At 44.5% G+C, this 19,930-nt stretch carries 12 protein-coding genes and 1 pseudogene; 4 read left to right on the top strand and 9 right to left on the bottom strand.

From position 1 onward, the window contains the following. Positions 1-110 precede the first annotated feature (110 nt). Positions 111-2,849, top strand: coding sequence for a DEAD/DEAH box helicase (locus EO92_RS02940; RefSeq protein ID WP_048169152.1), 2,739 nt, complete (start codon positions 111-113; stop codon positions 2,847-2,849). A 1,085-nt stretch (positions 2,850-3,934) separates the two neighbouring features. Then, positions 3,935-5,368, top strand: a complete 1,434-nt coding sequence (locus tag EO92_RS02935; protein ID WP_048169149.1) for an NAD(P)/FAD-dependent oxidoreductase — start codon at positions 3,935-3,937, stop codon at positions 5,366-5,368. Positions 5,369-7,477: 2,109 nt separating this feature from the next. Here the strand turns inward: EO92_RS02935 and EO92_RS02930 are convergent. From EO92_RS02930 to EO92_RS02895, 8 genes are all read right to left on the bottom strand, one after another. Continuing rightward, positions 7,478-8,152, bottom strand: coding sequence for a phosphoribosyltransferase (locus tag EO92_RS02930; protein WP_048169147.1), 675 nt, complete (start codon positions 8,150-8,152; stop codon positions 7,478-7,480). Positions 8,153-8,209: 57 nt separating this feature from the next. After that, on the bottom strand, positions 8,210-8,923 hold the full coding sequence (locus EO92_RS02925) for an SDR family NAD(P)-dependent oxidoreductase (protein WP_048169145.1): 714 nt from the start codon (positions 8,921-8,923) through the stop codon (positions 8,210-8,212). Between the two features lie 357 nt (positions 8,924-9,280). Continuing rightward, positions 9,281-9,991 (bottom strand): SDR family NAD(P)-dependent oxidoreductase, encoded by a 711-nt coding sequence (locus EO92_RS02920; protein ID WP_048131376.1) that lies wholly within the window; start codon positions 9,989-9,991, stop codon positions 9,281-9,283. A 331-nt stretch (positions 9,992-10,322) separates the two neighbouring features. Beyond that, a complete protein-coding gene (locus EO92_RS02915) occupies positions 10,323-10,583 on the bottom strand; it encodes a UBP-type zinc finger domain-containing protein (RefSeq protein ID WP_048131370.1) in 261 nt (86 codons plus the stop codon). A 34-nt stretch (positions 10,584-10,617) separates the two neighbouring features. Next, positions 10,618-11,454 (bottom strand): ABC transporter permease, encoded by an 837-nt coding sequence (locus EO92_RS02910; protein ID WP_048131371.1) that lies wholly within the window; start codon positions 11,452-11,454, stop codon positions 10,618-10,620. A gap of 2 nt (positions 11,455-11,456) precedes the next feature. After that, positions 11,457-12,428, bottom strand: coding sequence for an ATP-binding cassette domain-containing protein (locus EO92_RS02905; protein WP_082107581.1), 972 nt, complete (start codon positions 12,426-12,428; stop codon positions 11,457-11,459). 389 nt (positions 12,429-12,817) lie between these two features. Then, complete coding sequence (locus tag EO92_RS02900; RefSeq protein WP_048169142.1) at positions 12,818-13,987, bottom strand: ATP-grasp domain-containing protein; 1,170 nt, start codon at positions 13,985-13,987, stop codon at positions 12,818-12,820. A 163-nt stretch (positions 13,988-14,150) separates the two neighbouring features. Continuing rightward, on the bottom strand, positions 14,151-15,581 hold the full coding sequence (locus tag EO92_RS02895) for a flippase (protein ID WP_048169141.1): 1,431 nt from the start codon (positions 15,579-15,581) through the stop codon (positions 14,151-14,153). Positions 15,582-15,775: 194 nt separating this feature from the next. Between EO92_RS02895 and EO92_RS02890 the strand changes: the two genes are divergently transcribed. After that, positions 15,776-16,666, top strand: a complete 891-nt coding sequence (locus EO92_RS02890; protein ID WP_048161547.1) for a glycosyltransferase family 2 protein — start codon at positions 15,776-15,778, stop codon at positions 16,664-16,666. A gap of 329 nt (positions 16,667-16,995) precedes the next feature. Beyond that, a complete protein-coding gene (locus EO92_RS02885; RefSeq protein WP_048169139.1) occupies positions 16,996-17,358 on the top strand; it encodes a VOC family protein in 363 nt (120 codons plus the stop codon). 745 nt (positions 17,359-18,103) lie between these two features. Here the strand turns inward: EO92_RS02885 and hcp are convergent. Next, a pseudogene (hcp, locus tag EO92_RS02880) lies at positions 18,104-19,720 on the bottom strand (hydroxylamine reductase); the annotation flags it as partial. Positions 19,721-19,930 lie beyond the last annotated feature (210 nt).

The raw sequence follows: 19,930 nt of genomic DNA, 5'->3' as shown, positions 1-19,930 counted from the left end.
CAATAACGGTTAACAGTTTAGGTTGACGCTTATATCCCCTGAGCTAAAGACTCAGGGGTTTTACGCTTCGTAATATAAAAATTGGAAAAAATAAAAAGTGGAGCCGAAAAATGGAGATTTCCCGCCTGCTGAATGAAATAAAAGCTTCCAGCCGATATGAAAACCAGATAGTTCATATAGAAGAAAAACCTGCAAGGGAAGCCCTTTATTCGCATCTTGAGCTAAAGGAGCAGGTAAAAACTGCCCTTTCAGGAATTGGAATCGAATCTTTATACTCCCATCAGGCTGAAGCGATCGAAAAGATCCGGGAAGGAAAAGACACAGTGCTCTGCACAAGCACGGCAAGCGGAAAGTCCCTTACTTACATGATCCCTATTTTTGAAACTGTCATGAAAGACCCTGAGGCTACTGCCCTTTATATATCTCCTCTCAATGCCCTTGTAAACGACCAGTTAAAAGCCTTCCTTGAATTTGAAGGGGCACTGAATTCCGGAGCAGGCATAGCCCGTTATACTGGCGCCCTGACTGCAGCCCAGAAGAGAGAAATCAGGGAAGGACAGACTAATATTGTTTTCACAAACCCTGAAATGGTACATATGAGCTTCCTTGCCTGGCACCATCTCTGGAGACGCTTTTTTTCAAACCTCAAATTCATTGTTGTTGACGAGAGCCATTACTACAGGGGAGTTATAGGGAGTAATATGGCAAACGTGCTCAGACGGCTTCTCCGGGCTGCTGAACACTATGGGGCTTCCCCGCAGTTTATCTGCTGTTCGGCAACCATAGGCAACCCGAAAGAGCATACTGAAACCCTGCTGGGAAGGGAAGCAGAAGTAGTTGAGAATAACGGCTCTTCACACGGCCCTCAGAAATTTGTGTTCTGGAACCCCCCTCTTTACCTGAACGGGAGGGGGAGTACAGTAAGGAGAACCAGCTTTTCCGAAACCTCAGCCCTTTTTACGCGGGCAGTCCAGGCGGGGCTTCAGACCCTTGCTTTTACGCGGTCCAGGCAGGGAGTGGAGCGCATGTATAAGAGCTGCAGGGAACTTTTGAGGGAACGCGGCCTCGCTTCTGCGGTCTGTTCTTACAGGAGCGGCTATTTTGACAGGGAGAGGGAAGAGATCGAAAAGAAAATGAATTCAGGAGAACTCAGGGGAGTCATTTCCACAAATGCCCTTGAACTCGGGATAGATATAGGAGGGCTTGATGCCTGCATTCTTGACGGCTATCCAGGCACGGTTATGAGCGCAAGGCAGCAGGCAGGAAGGGCAGGTAGGAGCGGGAACGAAAGCCTTGTCCTTATGGTAGCCGGCACAAATGCCCTTGACCAGTATTATATGAGAAACCCGGACGACTTTTTTGCAAGAAGCAGCGAAAATGCAGTGCTTAACCCTAAAAACCCCTATATCCTTGCAGGGCACCTGCTCTGTGCAGCAAAAGAAATCCCTCTCAGGGTATCCGATGAAAAGTACTTTGGGAAAGGGTATTCAAGAGTAGTTGAGCTTCTGGAAGCCGAAGGGCTGCTTGCAGGCAGCGACCTGAAGTATTCCACTGACTCTTTCCCTTACAAACAAGTCTCCCTGAGAGGGATAGATAATAATACATACTCTCTTCTTGCTTTTGAAGGGGAAAAAAGCTTTCCTATAGAAAAGGACATAGAGGAGACCCTGGCTTTTCGGGAATGCCATCCGGGTGCGGTCTACATACACAGGGGAGAATCTTTCTACATAAACAGGGTCGACCATGAGAAAAAGGAGATCCATGCAATAAGGGCTCACGACAGCTACTACACAAAACCCATGATAGATTCGTCAGTCCTGGTGCGGGAGACCTATGCGGTAAAGCCTCTCCGGCACGCTCCCGAAGTGGAGGTCGGGCTTGGGGACGTGGAGGTAACGGACACGATTATAGGGTACAGGAAAATCCGGACCCACAGCGACGAGACCATGAGTGCCCATGACCTTGAGATGCCTCCGATAACCCTTCAGACAGTTGCCCTCTGGCTTAAGCTCCCAAATAGGCTGCAGGAGCTGATCGAAGAGCATAAGCTGGACTTTGCGGGTGGGATCCATGCTGTTGAACACGCGATGATTTCCATGTACCCTCTGCACCTGCTTGTGGACAGGAGTGATGTAGGCGGGGTTTCAACTCCCTCCCATCCCGACCTCGGGGGCAAAAGCGGGATTTTCATCTATGACGGGCACAGGGGAGGAGTGGGATATGCTGAAAAAGGCTATGACCTGATTGAAGAGGTCCTCGACGGCACCTTAAAAGCCATTGAAAGCTGCCCCTGCGAAAGCGGCTGTCCTGGCTGTATCCAGTCCCCCAAGTGCGGGAACAACAACGAACCCCTTGACAAGCACGCTGCAGTCATGCTTCTGCACGAACTCCTGGGAAAAGCCCCCTACATCCCCCCTGAGAAAAAAGAAAGGCACCTCTCTGAAGCCAGAGCCCTGAGGCAGGTCCCGCAAAAACAGGATTCCGGGGATGCCCTTGACAGGGTCAGAAGGCAGCTCAGACGGGAGACCATAAAACAGGAACCGCAGGCAGGGCAGGAGAAAAAGGAAAAGACCTTCATTGCCACGGACGAAAATGGGGAAATGATTGGAGTCATCTCTGCCCCTTCCCCGGAAAAGGCTGCAGCAAAAACCTTTCACCACAAACTCGCAGGGCAAAAGGAAGCTACGAGAGAAAAGCCCATTGACATCCGGATCAGGGACCTTGGGGCAGGCAGCGACTACCACTTCAAGGTCTGGACCGAGCTTTTCAAAAGCACAGAAAAGGGCGCATCTGATACGGAAGAACAGAAAAAGGCTGTGAGGAAACTGGTTATTAGAAGAATGAACTGAGGAAAGGAATAATTTTCAGACTCTTTGACCTTCCTCATTTCAGGCCAAATTTCAAATAAGATTTCATCAACCCTGCCTCTTATCAATATTAATGACCTGAACTAACAGCCCGGACTGTTAGCTGAGAACTTAAAATCCCCATCCGGATTATTTTTAATTGCCTGTTTTATACAGTTCCGGTAGCCCCTGATTAACCGTATATATAATTCAGAATATCCCAAATAGAATATCTGATTTTCTCCCTCGCGGCGCACAGGGCTGTAACCGACTTACCAGCCAATAAATACGTCCTCTGACCCCGAAAACCGGTTTTCAAGTCCCACCAATATTTGTAATTTGGCCCTCTTGAGCAGAGCTCACTACTAAAACCCAAAATAGTCCTCTTGAACGCAGCGAAAAGGACCGCGTACTGTTGCGATTACATCGCAACTCCCAGGAAATCTCTGGTTTCCTGTGATCCCGGGGCGCAATTCGGGCGATAGAATATATTTCAAAGAGACTTCTGGATAATTATTTACTTTTCATACATATATTCCAGTGAGTAGATGAAAGTTTTTTATACTGTGCGGTACATATAGTTAGGTAGTGGGAAAGAATATTAAAATAGTGGGAACAGGAGGAGGATTATTTGCAAAAGTTGTTTTTTCTGATGGTGTTTGCCTGCCTATTTATGGCCTTTATGCTTGCACTTTCGTTCGTCAATTTCCAGTGATTGATCAGTACAACTGGTAACTGAAATATGAACATAAAGCCTGTCAATGGAAGGGTCTCAGCGTAGATACTGTCCTGAATCCTGGGGAATGCTTGAAGAAAGTAACCTGTGGAAACTCACGGGCACGACTTCTGGCACGACTTCTACACCCCGGGTACTGACTGAAGCGGCTTTTTGCCGAAGAAGTTCGAGATCCTATTCATCGGAGGCAGGTGTAGCATGGAGGTGGTGTAAATATAAACAGAAAATATAATAATGTGCTAAAAACGGTGGGGAATTAACAGAACTTCATAACGAAATTTATATTGATAATCTTAAAGAAATTCACAGGTTATTCCGGTGCTTAACGTTCAAAATTCCAGGGGAATTACCCATGGGTGACGAAAACCAGGCTGTTGAGAAGGAAAAGATAGGCTCTGCATATGATGTAGTAATTATAGGGGCAGGGCCGGCGGGGATGTTTGCAGCTTACGAGCTTGCGGCCGGGAAACTGAAAATTCTTGTTATTGATATGGGCAGGGACATTGACAAACGCCTGTGCCCCATGAAAACCCAGAGCTACTGCATGCACTGCACTCCGTGTGAGATCATGTGCGGGGTTGGGGGCTGCGGGACGTTTTCTGACGGGACCCTGAACCTGCGGCCTGATATAGGAGGAGACCTTGCAGCCCTGACCGGAGACCAGACAGAAGCCTGGGAACTGGTGGACAGGGTTGATAAAGTATTCCTTAAATTCGGAGCTCCTCAGGGTGCTCTCCTTACCGAAGGCCCGGAAATAGAGGAGTTAAAACGCAGGGCTGCCTCGGTCGGAGCCCGGTTTATAGAGATCAAGCAGCGGCATATAGGTTCGGACAATGCTCCTGCAGTCATAGGGCGCTTCAAACAGGACCTTGTTGATAAAGGTGTGGAGTTCCTGATTGAAACCGAAGTCCAGGACCTGCTTGTTGAGGGCGGAACGTGCAAAGGAGTTATACTCTCGGGCGGAAGAGTTGTCCGTGCGCGTTACGTGCTCCTGTCGCCGGGAAGAAGGGGCTGTAACTGGGTCTCGGAAATGATTGAAAAACATGATCTTGAAGCCCGTTACGGAGGGATTGACATAGGAGTCAGGGTGGAAGTCCCTGCAATTATTATGGACCCTGTAACGAAAATCAACCGGGACCCCAAGTTCCATATCCAGAGCCACCGCTATGATGACTTTGTCAGGACTTTCTGCACAAACCAGCGCGGCTTTGTCGTAAAGGAAGAATATGAAGACTTTATTGCGACCAACGGCCATTCGATGGCAAACACGGAATCCGAAAACACCAATTTCGCATTCCTCGTCCATATCGAACTGACCGAGCCCATGGAAAACACAACCAAATACGCCCGTTCAATCGCAAAACTCGCAACAACGATCGGTGGCGGAAAGCCTGTCCTCCAGCGCATGGGCGACCTCAGGCGTGGGCGCCGTTCTACAAAAGAGCGCCTTGCCAAAAACCTGGTTATAAACACCTTAAAAGATGTCACACCCGGCGATATCTCAATGGCTCTCCCGCACAGGATAGTCATGGACATAATCGAAGGCCTTGAGACCTTAAACGAGATCATTCCCGGCGTTGCCTCGGACTCAACTCTGCTTTACGCCCCTGAAGTCAAGTTCTACGCCATGCATCTGAAAGTTGACCGCCGGATGGAAACCAGCATCAAAAACCTCTTTGCAGCAGGAGACGGAGCCGGGCTCTCAAGGGACATAGTAAATGCCGCTGCAACCGGAATCATGGCTGCAGAAGGGATTATGAAAAAGGTTAAAGAAGATATTAAATAAAGGTCAAAGAAGCCGAAAAAGTAAATTGCAAAGATTCTAAGGTTGAAAAATGACTAGAAAAATATTTTAGTTTTTTTGTTATTTTATTAATTTTGTTTTAAAAGAGGTTGCGTTCCCATCTCAAAAACCTGGAAATTCCGAAAGGAGTTAAAAGATTTAACTTTGTAACTTTTTGTTTGGGAAGAGGTTTGAGGTATTTGACTTGTGGGGTGAGAGTTTTTCGTTTTTTAATTTTAGTGTGGGGTAAATCTTTTTGGAGTAGGTGTTTGTTTGCTAGTGGGGGTGTTCAATTGATGAGAACGCAATTCATACTATGTACTCGAGGTATATATTATTTTTAACGCATAATCGCAACGCAGGCATATAATCATTAGCGGATCATATAACCTTTGATTTAGTAATTTAATATTATATTAGTTGTATAAATTGATCTAAAATAATAAAATCTAAAAATTAAAAAAAGGCTAAAAAATGCTGAAAGTGGTCATACCTGCAAGAATATCAAAAATACCAGAAATTAATAGTTAAAGTAGTGAACTACACTGAAAATTACTTCCCATCAATGGGATAGGATTTAAAAAGGACTAAAAATAATTTTATTTTATTTTATTTTATTTTATTTTATTTTATTTTTTTTAATAATATATAAAAAGAGGTTGCGTCCCCATCTCAAAAACCTGGAAATTCCGAAAAGAGTTTAAAAGATTTAACTTTCTTATTTTTAGTGTGGGAAGAGGTTTGAGGTATTTGACTTGTGGGTTGTGGGTTGAGAATTTTTCGTTTTTTAATCCTTTTAGTGTGGGGTAGATCTTTTTGGAGTAGGTGTTTGTTTGCTAGTGGGTGTTCAATTGATGAGAACGCAAGTTATACTATGCATCTGGAGTATATATTATTTTTAACGCATAATTACAACGCAGGAATATAATCGTTAGAGAACCCGAATAACTTTTCGTTTGATAGTTTAACTTACTCTCGACAGGTCGACATAAGATTAGGAGGATTATTACTGATGGTGTTTCTCACATATTAGATAAATAGATAATGGACCAAAATAAAAGAACTCTTAACTTCCTCTTCCACCCCTCAATGAACAAAAACGCATCGTTGAAAAAGTCGAGCAGCTCATGGGTTTGTGTGATGAACTAGAATTAAAACTGAGAAAAGAGAGGGAAGATAGCGGGAAACTTATGGAAACGGTTGTCAGGAGTTTGTTAGAAGGAGCCGCCGCCGAAATATAAAAATCAAGTTGTGAATCTTCACCAAAAGTTAGTCCCCCTGAGCGCAGCGAAAAGGATCGCGTAATGTTGCGATTACATCACAATTCCCAGAAAATCTTCGATTTACTGTGATCCCCAAGCGCAATTCGGGTGGCGAAACGCAGGAAGCAAAAAGCAGGAAAAAGAGAATTGAAAAGACATCTGTAATATGGGGATTGGGCATCTGGATATTGGGGAGTTGGGGGGTATGGGGGGTTATTAAAAAGAGTTAAAAACAAGTCTTTAATGACCTTTCCAGATGCCCAATATTCTAGTGGATTTAATGATATATATAGTTAAAGATTAGTCGTTTATTAGTGAAGTACCATCAAGGCAACTGTGTCTGATTTGCAGGCAAACGACTTAAACTAAAAATAGAACCAGAGTTGTTCTAAGTCCTCTTGAACAAAGCTCACTGCGAGAAACTATAAATTAGCCCCCATGAGCAAAGCGAAAAGGGCAGCGTACTGTTGCGATTACATCACAACTCCCAGAAAATCTCCGATTTCCTGAGATCCCGAGGCGCAATTAAGGTGAGGCGCAATTAGAGAAATACAGCCTGTAATTTTGTAGCTTAGTCCTCTTGAGCGCAGCGAAAAGGACCTCGTGCTGTTGCACTTACAGTGCAACTCCCAGAAAATCTCCGATTTCCTGTGATCCCGAAGCGAAACTCGGGTGCCGAAGCGAAACTCGGGAAGGACAACAGGAACATTGAGTGCAAAGGAATTTAATTTTGAAGCTTCATTTTCCGGAACTTGGCTAATAGAGATATTTGATCATGGATTTATTTGATCATGGATTTATTTGATCATGGATTTATTTGATCATGGATTTATTTGATCATGGATTTATTTCAGGTTACCAGTTCAGATTGGTCAAACTCATGATCTTTTATCCCTTTTTCACTTATCCTTTGCCTGAGCAGATCAAGCACTTCTTCATCCGAGACATCATACCAGTTTTCATAAACCTGAGCAACAGCCCTGAAATAGACAGGTATATCGAGTACTACGAGTTCATCGGCTTCTTTTGCTATCGCTTCTGCTGCCTCTCTTCCTGCCACAGGCACAGCAACTACAATTTTTCCTGCCTTCCGGGCTCTGCAGAGTTTAATTGCTGCCCGCATGGTAGAACCCATAGCAATCCCGTCATCGACAAGTATTATTGTTCTTCTTGATAGTTTAGGCAGGGGATTTCCCCCTCTGAAAGCATTTACGCGCCTTTCGACCTCAGCAATCTGTTCCTGTTTGATCTTTTCAATAGTTTCCCTGGTGAGCCAGTAGCCGGCATTTTTTATAATGAAAGTGCTTCCATTCTCGGCTATTGCCCCGAATCCGGCTTCAGGATTGTCAGGAAAAGGCAGTTTCCTTACAATAATAAGGGAGAAATCAGCTCCCAGCTTCCTTGAAACCTGCAGTCCCACTTCCACCCCCCCGCGCGGAATAGCAAGGATCAGAGGGTTTTCAGGCCTGTACATTTCAAGAGCTTGAGCCAGTTTCTCTCCTGCATCTTTACGGTTTTTGAACATACTTCCTCCTCAGCTTCCCCCTTAACTTCCTGAGTTTGTCCCTCTTTCAATACCCCATTAAAAAACAACCCTTACAGGTGGGCTGTAGACCTCAACTGAAGAGCCTGAGGGGAGGGTCGTTTCCGGCAGGCAGAGGGCCAGTACCTGCTTTGCAACATCTTCCGGTTTGAGAGTCGGCACATCGGAGTATATGGAGTGGTACATCCGGGTGTCCACACCTGCAGGGCAGACTGCATATACCTGCAGGCCTCCCCCCACCTCGTAAGCAAGAGCTTCGGTTAGGCCTATTATCGCAAATTTCGAGGCGCAGTAAACCGAAAGCTTAGGGACCCCACGTTTTCCTTCCTCTGAAGCGATGTTGATGATCCGGCCGTTCCCCCGCTTCAGCAGCTGGGGCAGGGCATACTTTGTGCAGTAAAAAATCCCTTTCACGTTTGTGTCCATTATTTCATCATATTCCTCTGTCGAGGTTTCCACAAGGTACTTATTGTATGCTACTCCGGCATTATTCACCAGAATGTCAATCCTCTCAAAGGCATTTACTGCCTTTGAAATAAGATCCTTAACATCTCTTTCTACCCTGAGATCGGTCTTTACTGCAAGAGCCCTTCCTCCTTTTCTCTCAACCATCCGGGCAGTTTCCCTAATCTCTTTCCCGGTTCTTGCAGCAATTACAACGTCGGCTCCTTCTCCTGCCAGCGCCAGGCAGATGACCCTTCCAATTCCCCTTCCCCCACCGGTTACAATAGCTGTCTGACCTTTCAGTTTCATAGAAGTCCCTTTATTAATTCTTTAGCAGGATGAAGGATATATCTTTGGAAGCATAGTTTCTGAGAAAGAGTTCTGAAAAGGAAATCATCAAGCTTAGCCCTGTTCAGGCTAAAAATCCTGAAGGAAAACTGAACCAGATGTAAAACTGGATCAGAAGTAAAACTGAACCAGATATAAAACTGGATCAGAAGTAAAACTGAACCAGATGTAAAACTGGATCAGAAGTAAAGCTTAACCTGAGCAAATATCCGCCAACAAAGTCATAAAGAGGGAGGATAAAGACAATTCAGGCATATTCTCCCTTGCATGCCTTTTCGGTTATCCGTAAAACCAATGTTTCCCATCCTTTATAGCCTATCAGAGCAGCGGGACCGGCGGGGCATAGACCTCGATGACCGAGCCTGAAATTATGTTTGACTCCGGGAGAGCCAGTTCCAGGACCTTTTCAGCAACGTGATCCGGTTTGAGCACAGGCCTGTCCTTGAACATGGAATGGTACATCTCCGAGTCCACTGCCCCCGGGCAGACGGAATAGACCATCACCCTTCCGCTCAACTCGGAAGCCAGGGCTTCTGTCATTCCGTTTACCGCAAACTTCGAGGCACAGTAGACGGAAAGGTCTGAAAGCCCGTGCTTGCCTGCGCCTGAGGAGATATTAATTATCTTGCCGTTTTCGCTCTTTTCAAGATAAGGCACAGCGTATTTCGTGCAGAGGAAAGTCCCCTTAACATTTGTATCCATCATCTCGTCGTATTCTTCAATTGAGGTCTCTTCTATGTGGTTCATGTGTACGACCCCTGCATTGTTGACGAGGATATCAATCCTCCCACACTTCTCGATGGCCTTCAGGATCATACCCTCAACATCCGCTTCAGATCTCACATCTGCCTGGATCTCAAGGGATCTGCTCCCTATGTTTTTGACCATTCTTGCGGTTTCTTCGATTTCTTCCCTGTGCCTTGCCACAATGACAATATTTGCCCCCTCTTTTGCCAGCGACAGGCAGACCGCCCTCCCGATCCCCCTGCCCCCTCCAGTTACGATTGCTGTTTGGCCTTTTAAGCTCATCATCGGTATCACCTGTACTTGAACAGTTTTATCCAGTAATTTTTTATTTAATCTCAAATTTAATAATCGGATCGGAGGACGCATATACTTTTGGAAACATAGTTCCATAATAGGGTTCAGGAATAAATATCTCTTTCAAACTTAATTTCTTGCGACATGTTCTTTCATACCTGGTTTCAGGTTATTTTTCTATTGATTAACTTGCCTTCCTTGAAAAAAAGCACTGATTTCTCCGGAGCCCTGGCTGAGTTCCTGATGGCAGGAAGATGAAAGTTAGAGCTGCCGGTTTATTCCAGATATTATTCAGGTTCACTCAAGATATTATTCAGGTTCACTCAAGATATTCGCCGTCCAGATAGCAATACTTCCAGTCTTCTCCGGGCTGGAAAGACTGAATTATGGGGTGTCCGGTCTCCTGAAAGTGTTTTGTTGCATGCTTGTTTTTTGACATGTCACAGCATCCCACGTGCCCGCAGATAAGACATATCCTCAAATGCACCCACCTGTCTCCGCTTTTCAGGCATTCCCCACAACCCTTTGAGCCCGGTTCTACATCTTCTATTTGTATCAAATCTTTGTGCTCACAAACCATGGTTTTCCTTCTGTTCAATTTCTTAAAACGTGAATCATGTGACAGTCACCTTGCTAAACCTCCACCTTGCAATAAGGAACATTATTCCTGCAAAAGCCAGCAGGGCAAGGAAGGAGACAAGGATATCGCTCTGGGTGTAAGTATAACGGATTCCTATTGCAGAAAAGTCGCTCCCTATTGCAAAATACCTGATCCCGCTGACCAGGTGGGTAAGGGGATTGATTGTGGACAGGGCCCGAAGCAGTGGAGGAAAAGAACTTACAGGATAGAGAGCATTGCTCGTGAAAAAGAAGGGCATGGTAAGCAGGGTTATCACTGCCTGCATTCCTTCCGGGCTTTCCATGCTTATGGCGATTGCAGCCGAGAGAAAGAGGAAGCCCAGGGAAAATATCCCGACAAAGAGCATGATCCCGAGCAGGGAAACTAGAAGCTGCATCGGGCTGTAGCCTTCAAAAAACTGGACCCCGAGCAAAAGCCCGAACCCCATGATAACGGAGGCCTGGATAAAGGACTTGGTCATGCCTGAAAGCCCTATCCCTATAATGATGTGGATTCTCGGAAGCGGGCTTGAAAGAGTTTCCCGCATAAGCCCCCAGTTTTTGTCAAAGAGCAGCACGGTCCCCCCGAAGAGGCTTGTAAAAAGCGTGGTCATGGCAATGACGCCTGCCCCTATGAAGGTAAGGTAGTTAACAGACCTGACCCCGGGAAAGACCGGGAGAGTTGCAGTCACCCGATCAAAGTTGTTGGACATCGCAATTCCGAAAAAGGCAAGCCAGAGAGCCGGCTGGACAAGAGACGCAAACAGGAGGGTCCTGAACCTGACAAACCTGAGCATATCCCGCCAGTAGATGGTAAGAAACCCCGTGTGCATCTTTAACGCCTCCCTGCCCGCACGATTGCCACCGACCCCTTCTCTGCTCCCTCGTCCCTGAACTCCCTGCCGGTGTAGTGGACAAAAACATCATCCATTGAAGGTTTTTTGAGGTTTACGGCCTTAACCCTGATCCCCCCGTTTCGAAGTAGATCCATGATCTCAGGCAGCAGATAGGTGCCGTCCACATTGACCATGACAACTATTCCCTTTGATTTTTCCCTGATCCCTTTTACACTGGAAAGCCCTTTGAGCAAACCTGAAGCAGCAGCATTGTCACTGCTTTCCAGATAGATAAGGTCCTGTCCAAGGGCGTTTTTTAACTCCCAGGGCTTGCCCGTGACAATGATTTCTCCGTGGTCTATGATACTGATCCTGTCGCTGAGCTGGTCGGCTTCGTCCATATAATGGGTTGTCAGGAAAATGGTTGTGCCTTGCTGGTTGATATCCTTTACATATTCCCAGATCCTTATTCGGGTCTGAGGGTCAAGTCCGAGTGTAGGCTCGTCCATGAAAAGCACTTTTGGCCGGGTCATAAGCCCCCTTGCGATCTCAAGCCTGCGTTTCATCCCACCGCTGAGGTGCCTTGTCAGAGTATCCCGCTTTCCTTCAAGTTCGACCAGTTTAATAAGCTCTTCAATCCGTTCCTGCCTTGCAGTTTTCGGCATGGAATAGAGCCTTCCGTGGTACTCCAGGATCTCCCGCACAGTCATGTCCCGATCAAGGGTCAGCTCCTGAAAAACAATCCCTATGGATTCCCTTACCTTTTCAGGCTCTTTTTCCACGTCATAGCCGGCAACCTTTGCTGTCCCCTTCTGGATCATCAGCAGGGTGGTGAGGATATTGATTACAGTACTCTTCCCAGCCCCGTTTGGCCCGAGAAAAGAGAAAATCTCGCCTTCCTGAACAGTAAAACTGATGTTATCGACGGCTTTTACGTCGCCGAAGGAATATTCAAGGTCATTTACCTCGATGATGCTGCGTTCCAGTGTCAGGACCCCTATTCCCTTTTCCTAAGGAGATTCGACCTTAAGCGATAAATAGATACTTTACTTCCGGGCTGGCATTTTCCAGAAGTCCAGTTAAAGTGATCTAAAAAAGTTTTAAAATATATTGAAAGAAAACCTGTTTTGAGCCGAAAGGCCCTGATTATGAACCATAAGTAGCTTGATTCCAATAAAGAGTCAGGGTCTACTTATCTCATACCCAGGGCACTCACCGCCAGCTTTGTGGGCGGCCTTTTGAGAAAAGCAGATTTCTGATAAATGATTGTAAAAAAGTTCCAGGCCGCAAAGCAGCCAGGCTTTTTTTCTGCGAAGGACGTCTCTATTCTTAAGGCCTTCATTTTCCAGAGATAAATAACTTAATTCCCTATAATATACTCCTTCAAATCCGATTTCAGAATCCTTTCGATTTCTTCCCAATTGCTGTCCCTGGTTTCGGTAAACATGTACCCGAAGAAGCCGTACTTCTCATGGTCGGCTTTCCTGAGTTCCAGGGGCTTTTCAATGTCCGAAAGCAATTTTTCATAATCAAAAGCCTTTATTTCATTCAAATTCAAATCTACCGGCTTGTTCAGCATCACAAGGCAGAAGCTCTTTCCCTCCCTGCCTTCGAGAATCCTTTTCCAGTCCGGTTCAAGCTGCCCAAGGAAGTACCTGTAAGTGTTAATCCCATATGCAAAATAGGCGAGATCTGTTGTACACCAGCCGGCAAAACGCATGGGGTTCACCTCAATGGGCTGGATTCTCCTGTCGTTACCTATCCGCAGCTCGATATGGAGGGGAAAATTCTTAAGCCCTGCCAGTTTCCCTATTTCCTTCAAAAGGTCTTCCACAGCTTCCCGATAGGTTTCTATAACCGATTTTGAAGTAAAGTATACCCTGTCGCTAACATCGTTTTCCGAAGAGAAAATGTGCTTGAAGATGTTCAGGACTACCGGCTTTCCTGCGCTGTTGAAGTAAGCATCAACCGCAAACTCTTCTCCTTCGATATTTTCTTCGATAATGAATTTTCCGGTATCAAGCACCTGAATCGGATAGCGTCCCTTAATTTCCTCGACTTCGGCTTTTATGCGCTGAAGGACTGAAAACCATTCCCCATCGGTTGAAACCTTATATACCCCAAGGCTGAAAAAGCCTACAGAGGGCTTTATGATGAAGGGCTTTTTGATCTCCTCAACCCGGATCTCATCCAGCTTTTCAAACTCAACGCCCTGGAAATAGAAGTCAGGGTATATCCTTTCCAGCAGTTCTCTGAATTTGATTTTGTTCTTGAAAAGTTCAATTTTTGCAGGCAGCCCTGTAAAATCCAAATTTTCAGAAATCCAGCCAAGGGAGTTTTCGGAGTTGGAATAAAGGGAACATTCACCCTTTTCTTTTATTAATTCTATAAACTCAGCTTCTTCAAGGAGCCTCAGCTCTTTTTTGGCATTTATTTCGGCTGCCATTTCATTTTTTAAAACCGGAATCTGCATCTCTACAGCAGTATCTTTTAAAAAGTCGGAGACGTAGGGGTGGTCGAGTATTAACATTTTTATAACCTTTTTTATGGTCTTTCGGCCTGGAAACCTGAAGTCAGATAATAAGATAGGTTAGTAATATTTATTGTGGAGCTATTAGAAATCTCTTCGTCTCTTTTTATCAGAACGTCTCTTTGTATCAGAACGTCTCTTTGTATCAGAACGTCTCTTTGTATCAGGATGTTGTGCGGGAAATAAGTTTTAAAAGAATATTTTTGTCATCGGAATCTATCCAGCCGGTGAAATAAAGGACTGCAGCAAAAACCGGGATGGAAGCAGCACTGAGGACGAGAATATCCATATATGGCCTGAACAGGATAATGAGTAGAGATATCACGCCTGCTCCTATAAGGGGAGAAACGGCTCCTTTGAGCGGGTTTTCGTGTAAAAGGTTTTTATGGATCCAGAATATACCAAACATCATTGACCCGAATACTGAAAATACAGTCGCGATAGCTGCACCTACGTAGCCATTTGAAGGGATCAGTATCAGGTTTAAAATTACGTTTAGAAATGCGGCTAATATGGCTGTTTTTGAGATTATTTGCTGGTTCCCGCTCGAAACGCATGTGGAACTGATAAGAACACTTATGAACGTGATAGCTGTTGCCCAGATAAGGATTTGCAGCGCAATTATTGATTTCTGATATTCCGGTCCGTAAAAGGTCAGAATGATTTTCTCCGAAGCAAAGGTTACCAGGACTGCAATCAGCAGACCTGCTGCGAAAAGATACTTAAAAGTCCTGGCATATGCAAAACTGAATGAATCAAAAGAATCCTTAAAATATTTTGACATCAAAGGAAATGTGGAAGTTGTAAACGCTGTTGGAAGGAAAACAAGCGCATCCGTAAGGCGATATGCAGCAGAATAAAACCCGACTTCAGCATCTCCCCGTAAAAAGGAGAGCATAAGGACATCAATCCTGAAATATACAACAGTAAAGACCGAGGCGACTGCAATCGGAATAGCTTCTTTTAATAGCTGTTTTATTAAAGAGAGATCAACATCGAAGGATACTTTAACTAATTTTTTTGAGAAAAGGATCATCAATAAATTATGTATAAGGGTGGCTGAAACCGAGGCAAAGATAAAAACATTAAGTGTCGAATGATTTGCAACAGCCAGAAAAATAAATGTAAGAAGAAAGACCCTGCTGATCAGGTTGAAAAATAAAGAGTATTCCATTCTCAATTTTGCTTCATATATAGTTCCGTAGGCTCCGGTTCCGCTGATAAGCAATCCGAGAGACATTATATACAATGCATTTTTTGTGGAGGGGGGGAAATTTATGATATTTATAAAAATAAAAGCTAAGATTAATGCAACGAACGCAAGGAAGAATTTTATTATCGTCCCGTTGCCGATCAGTTTCCCTGCCTTTTCGGGATATTTTGCAGCCTCCCTTACAAGTATTTGATGGACTCCCATATCAGGGATGAAACTGAAAAAATAGATAAAAGCAAAAGCAAAACAATATATTCCGTAGTCCTCGGGGCCCAGGTAACGGGCAATGTATAACATGGCGAAGAAACTGAGAATATTTGTTGTTATGCCGTTAAGAAACAAAAACCCGCTATTTCTCGCAAGGTATTTAATAGTCTGCATAAAAATATCTCTAAGGACAATGTGACAAAGGAATATAACTTTATTGTTGAACTTATTCTGAAGCCATTATTAAAGTGTGCACAAAATAATACATCTTCCGGAATAAAATTCGTTGGAAACTGGTAAAACTCCTTAATACGGCAACTATTTATCCTCGTAAATTTCTTTGTATAAAGGGGGAGAGTGAATTATTTGTGTATGTTTTGATAACGCCTGTTAAGGATGAAGAAAAGAATCTTCATGAGGTAATCGAGTCCGTAATTTCCCAGACTGTAAAACCTGTTCTCTGGTTGATTATTGATGATGGAAGTACTGACAATTCTCCAAAAATAATACACAGCTTTGTGTCCAAACATGCCTGGATAAAAACTATACGTTTGCCGCCTCATCCGAGAGACATAATTTTTCACGTATCTTATGTATATAAGTCCGGATTTGATTTTATTGTAAAATATTGCGGCAGACATAAAATCCAATATAGTTTTATTGCTTCAATGGATGCGGATACAGTACTGGAAAAAGAATACTTTGAAAAGATATTGCATAAATTTGAATCCAGCAATAAGTTAGGTATTGCAAGTGGAGGACTATACCATGAAATTGATGGAAAATTAAAGCTGTCCGGACAGGCTGAAAACTTCCCATCAGGCACCGGAAGAGTCTGGTCAAAAGAATGCTTTTTTGATACTGACGGCTTTTCATTAGAACCTTCTGCGGATTCAATCTCAAATATAAAAGCCATAATGCGGGGCTGGCAGATTCAAAGATTTAACGAAATACAGATGGTAGAAAAAAGATTAACAGGCAGTGCAGAAGGTTTGTGGAAGGGGTACAAATACAATGGATACATGGCTTACTATCTAAATAAAAATCCAATCTTAATATTACTGAATGTGTTTAATTATACCCTGAAAAAACCACACTATACCGGAATAGCCTTTTTACTGGGGTATATAAGGCCCTTTATTAAACGCGAAGAAAGAATAAAAGACAGGGAAATCCGGGAATATTACTGGACTTCGAGGTTAGTCGAATACAAGAATTTAGTAATTGGCAGACTAAAATCCCTGGTTTCCACAACTTAAATAATATTTTTTTCGGAAGAATTTCCGTTAAAAACGATATTTAAAAATATTTTCTTCAAGCTCCAGCCAGTGAAGTTTTCAGAATTTATAAACTTGTTTTCCTCAAAAAGTCTCAGAGATCTTTTTCTGTATGTATTCCGGCTACTGTTTCGGTTCTCAAAATCGGAATTTGCAGTTCTGCATCAGTGTCTTTTAAAAATTCAGAGACGTAGGTAGAGGATTAACATTTTTCGAACCTTTCCTATGGTTGTCCATATAATAATGAGAATTGTTCAACCAATCAAGAATAAATTTAACTCGATATTAGCTCCATAGTATGGAGTGAAAATATGAAAATCCTCAAAACCCTCTCCCGCCTCTACATTCCCGACCTGAACTCTGCCCTCGAATTCTACGAAGAACTACTCGGCACACCCTCAGCCATGCGTTTTGAAATCCCACAAATCGGCCTGGAACTGGCTCAGGTAAGAAACATTTTACTCATAGCCGGCTCGGACGAAGCCCTGAAACCTTTCAGAAGCACGCAGGCTACATTTCTTGTTGATTCTCTCGATGAGTTCAGGGCTTTTCTGGAAGAAAAAGGAGCAGAAATTATCCGGGGACCGGATAAGGTTCCGACAGGCAGGAATATGACAGTAAGACATCCGGACGGGGCGGTAATAGAGTATGTGGAACACTCAAAATCCCCGTGAAAGAAGTTCGATCAATTCAAGCGGCAAAATCTGTAAAATCACTGTTTAAAGTTTAAAAATTGATTTCTATTGGGGGTGAGAGGAAACTTCCTGCATTTAAAATTGACCTGTTTATATAGGAGCTCATCCCAAAACCAATTTTATTCTCAAATCAGTAAAGTTTCAGAACTATTTTCATGATCAGAAACTCTATTGATTATTCTGAATACGGGATTTGGAGAAGCAATTTTGAGTTTTGGGATCGGCTCTAGAATAACCCATATGATATTATTTTAAGCTCCCAGTAACTTTACTGTAGTTTACTGATGGAGACTCCTTGAAGGGGGTAGTATATGAACAGTAATGTCAAAAATCTACGTTTTTCACCTCTGCCCATTGAAGAATAGGAACGGGGAGACACAGCGGGAAGTCCCCTTCCTTGCCTTTGTCAGAAGGCAGGTGGGGGTAGTTCACTTCCCCCTTACCTTACGAATTTGCGAACAAACGGTATGTAACTAAGCCAGGATTTTCTTGCTTTTGTTTCCGGTTTTTCCACTGGGTTTTCCAGCTTTTTCTCGGTGTTCGGTGAGCTCTTCTGGTTATCCTGTTGCTTCTGGTTATCCTGTTGCTTCTGGTTATCCTGTTGCTTCTGGTTATCCTGTTGCTTCTGGTTATCCTGTGCCTTTTTCGGGGAATTCTGCGGCTTTTTTGGTTTTTCCTCAGGTTTTTTCGGAATTTCTGATTTTTCCGCGGGCTCCGGGAGTTTCAGCAGAACCTTCAGGTCTTCTTCAACGGTTGCGTTCGGCCTGATATTGAAGTTTTCGACCAGCACTTTAAGGACGTTCGGAGAAACAAAGGCCGGAAGCGTAGGGCCGAGAGTGATATCTTTTACGCCGAGGCTCAGGAGGGCGAGCAGCACGAGCACAGCTTTTTGCTCGTACCAGCCGATGTTGTAGGAAATCGGCAGGTCGTTTATGTCCTTCAGGCCAAAAGCTTCTGCAAGCTTCTGGGCTATTACCACAAGCGAGTAAGAGTCATTACACTGCCCGGCATCTATAACTCTTGGGATTCCTCCGATGTCGCCGAGATCCAGCTTGTTGTACCGGTATTTGGCACAGCCCGCGGTCAGGATCACTGTGTCTTTCGGAAGAGCTTTTGCAAACTCGGTATAGTAGACCCTTTCCCTGTGTCTGCCATCACAGCCTGCCATCACGATAAACCTGCTGATCTGTCCGGTTTTTACGGCGTCTATGATTTTATCCGCAACCGAGAGGGCTGCCACATGCGCAAAGCCTCCGATGATTGTCCCGCTTTCCAGCTGCTCGGGGGGTTTGCAGGTCTTTGCCTGTTCGATGAAGGCGGAGAAGTCCTTTGTACCGTCTTCTTTTTCGTAGATGTGGGTTACCCCTTCAAAGCCCACGACCCCTGTGGTGTAGATCCTGCCAATGTAGGAGTCCTTTGGCGGGATTATACAGTTGGTAGTCATCAGGATCGGGCCGTTGAACTTTTCGAACTCTTCGTTCTGTTTCCACCAGGCGTTACCGTAGTTGCCTGCGAAATTATCGTACTTCTTGAAAGCCGGGTATGCGTTTGCAGGCAGCATCTCCCCGTGGGTGTAGACATCGATTCCGCTACCCTTCGTCTGCTCAAGGAGCTGTTCAAGGTCCCACAGGTCGTGTCCACTTATAAGGATTCCTGGCCTGTTTTTCACACCGATGTTGATTGCCGTCGGCTCAGGGTTTCCGTAAGTTTCGGTGTTTGCTTTGTCGAGCAGGGCAAGGGTTGAGACGCCTTTCTGCCCGCATTCCAGAACCAGGCCGATTAGAGCTTCTACTCCCACGCTGTCGTCTGTGGTAGAAACCAGCCCTTTTTCAATGAACTCAAAGATTGATTCGTCTTTATACCCGAGGATATAGGCATGATGAGCATAAGCCGCCAGCCCCTTCATTCCGTAGGTCAGAAGTTCGCGAAGAGACCTGACATCTTCATCCGCAGTTGAGTGGACAGCAACATCCGGACTATCTATGTTTTCAGGAGTTACTGCAGCCACGGCAGGCAGGGCTTTTTCTGAGGATGCCTGCTCAGCGGGCAGTTTTGCCTTAATACCGTCGCGCAGTTCAAACCCTTTCTGAATAAGGGATTCGATCTGTTTCCCGTCAAAATTGGTATTTGTAAGGGTGGAAAAGAAGCTGTCAAGCACGAACCTGTCGGTGGTTTCTTCATTAAGGCCTTCAGCCCTTGCTTTCTGGTTATAATATGCGATACTTTTAAGGACATAGAGTAATCTGTCCTGAAGATCCGCAACTTCCCCCTTCTTTCCGCATACTCCGTTTTTCGTACAGCCTTTTCCGTTAAGTGCTTCCTCACATTGATTACAGAACATATTTTATCCACCTCAAATCTGTTTACACAGTTAATCTGCACAGTTAATCTGCACAGTTAATCTGCACAGTTGATTTGCACAGTTGATTTCCAATTTTCCCTTTGTTTTCAAGGTCTCAAATGCAATACCTTTTTGATACTGCTATCATTATGATACTAGTTTCTATGTGATACCAAATCATATATAGCAGACAGTTTCGAAGTGGGTATC

Source organism: Methanosarcina sp. 2.H.A.1B.4, assembly GCF_000979385.1.
Classification (GTDB): Archaea; Halobacteriota; Methanosarcinia; order Methanosarcinales; family Methanosarcinaceae; genus Methanosarcina.
This window is presented reverse-complemented; position numbering and strand designations above follow the sequence as displayed.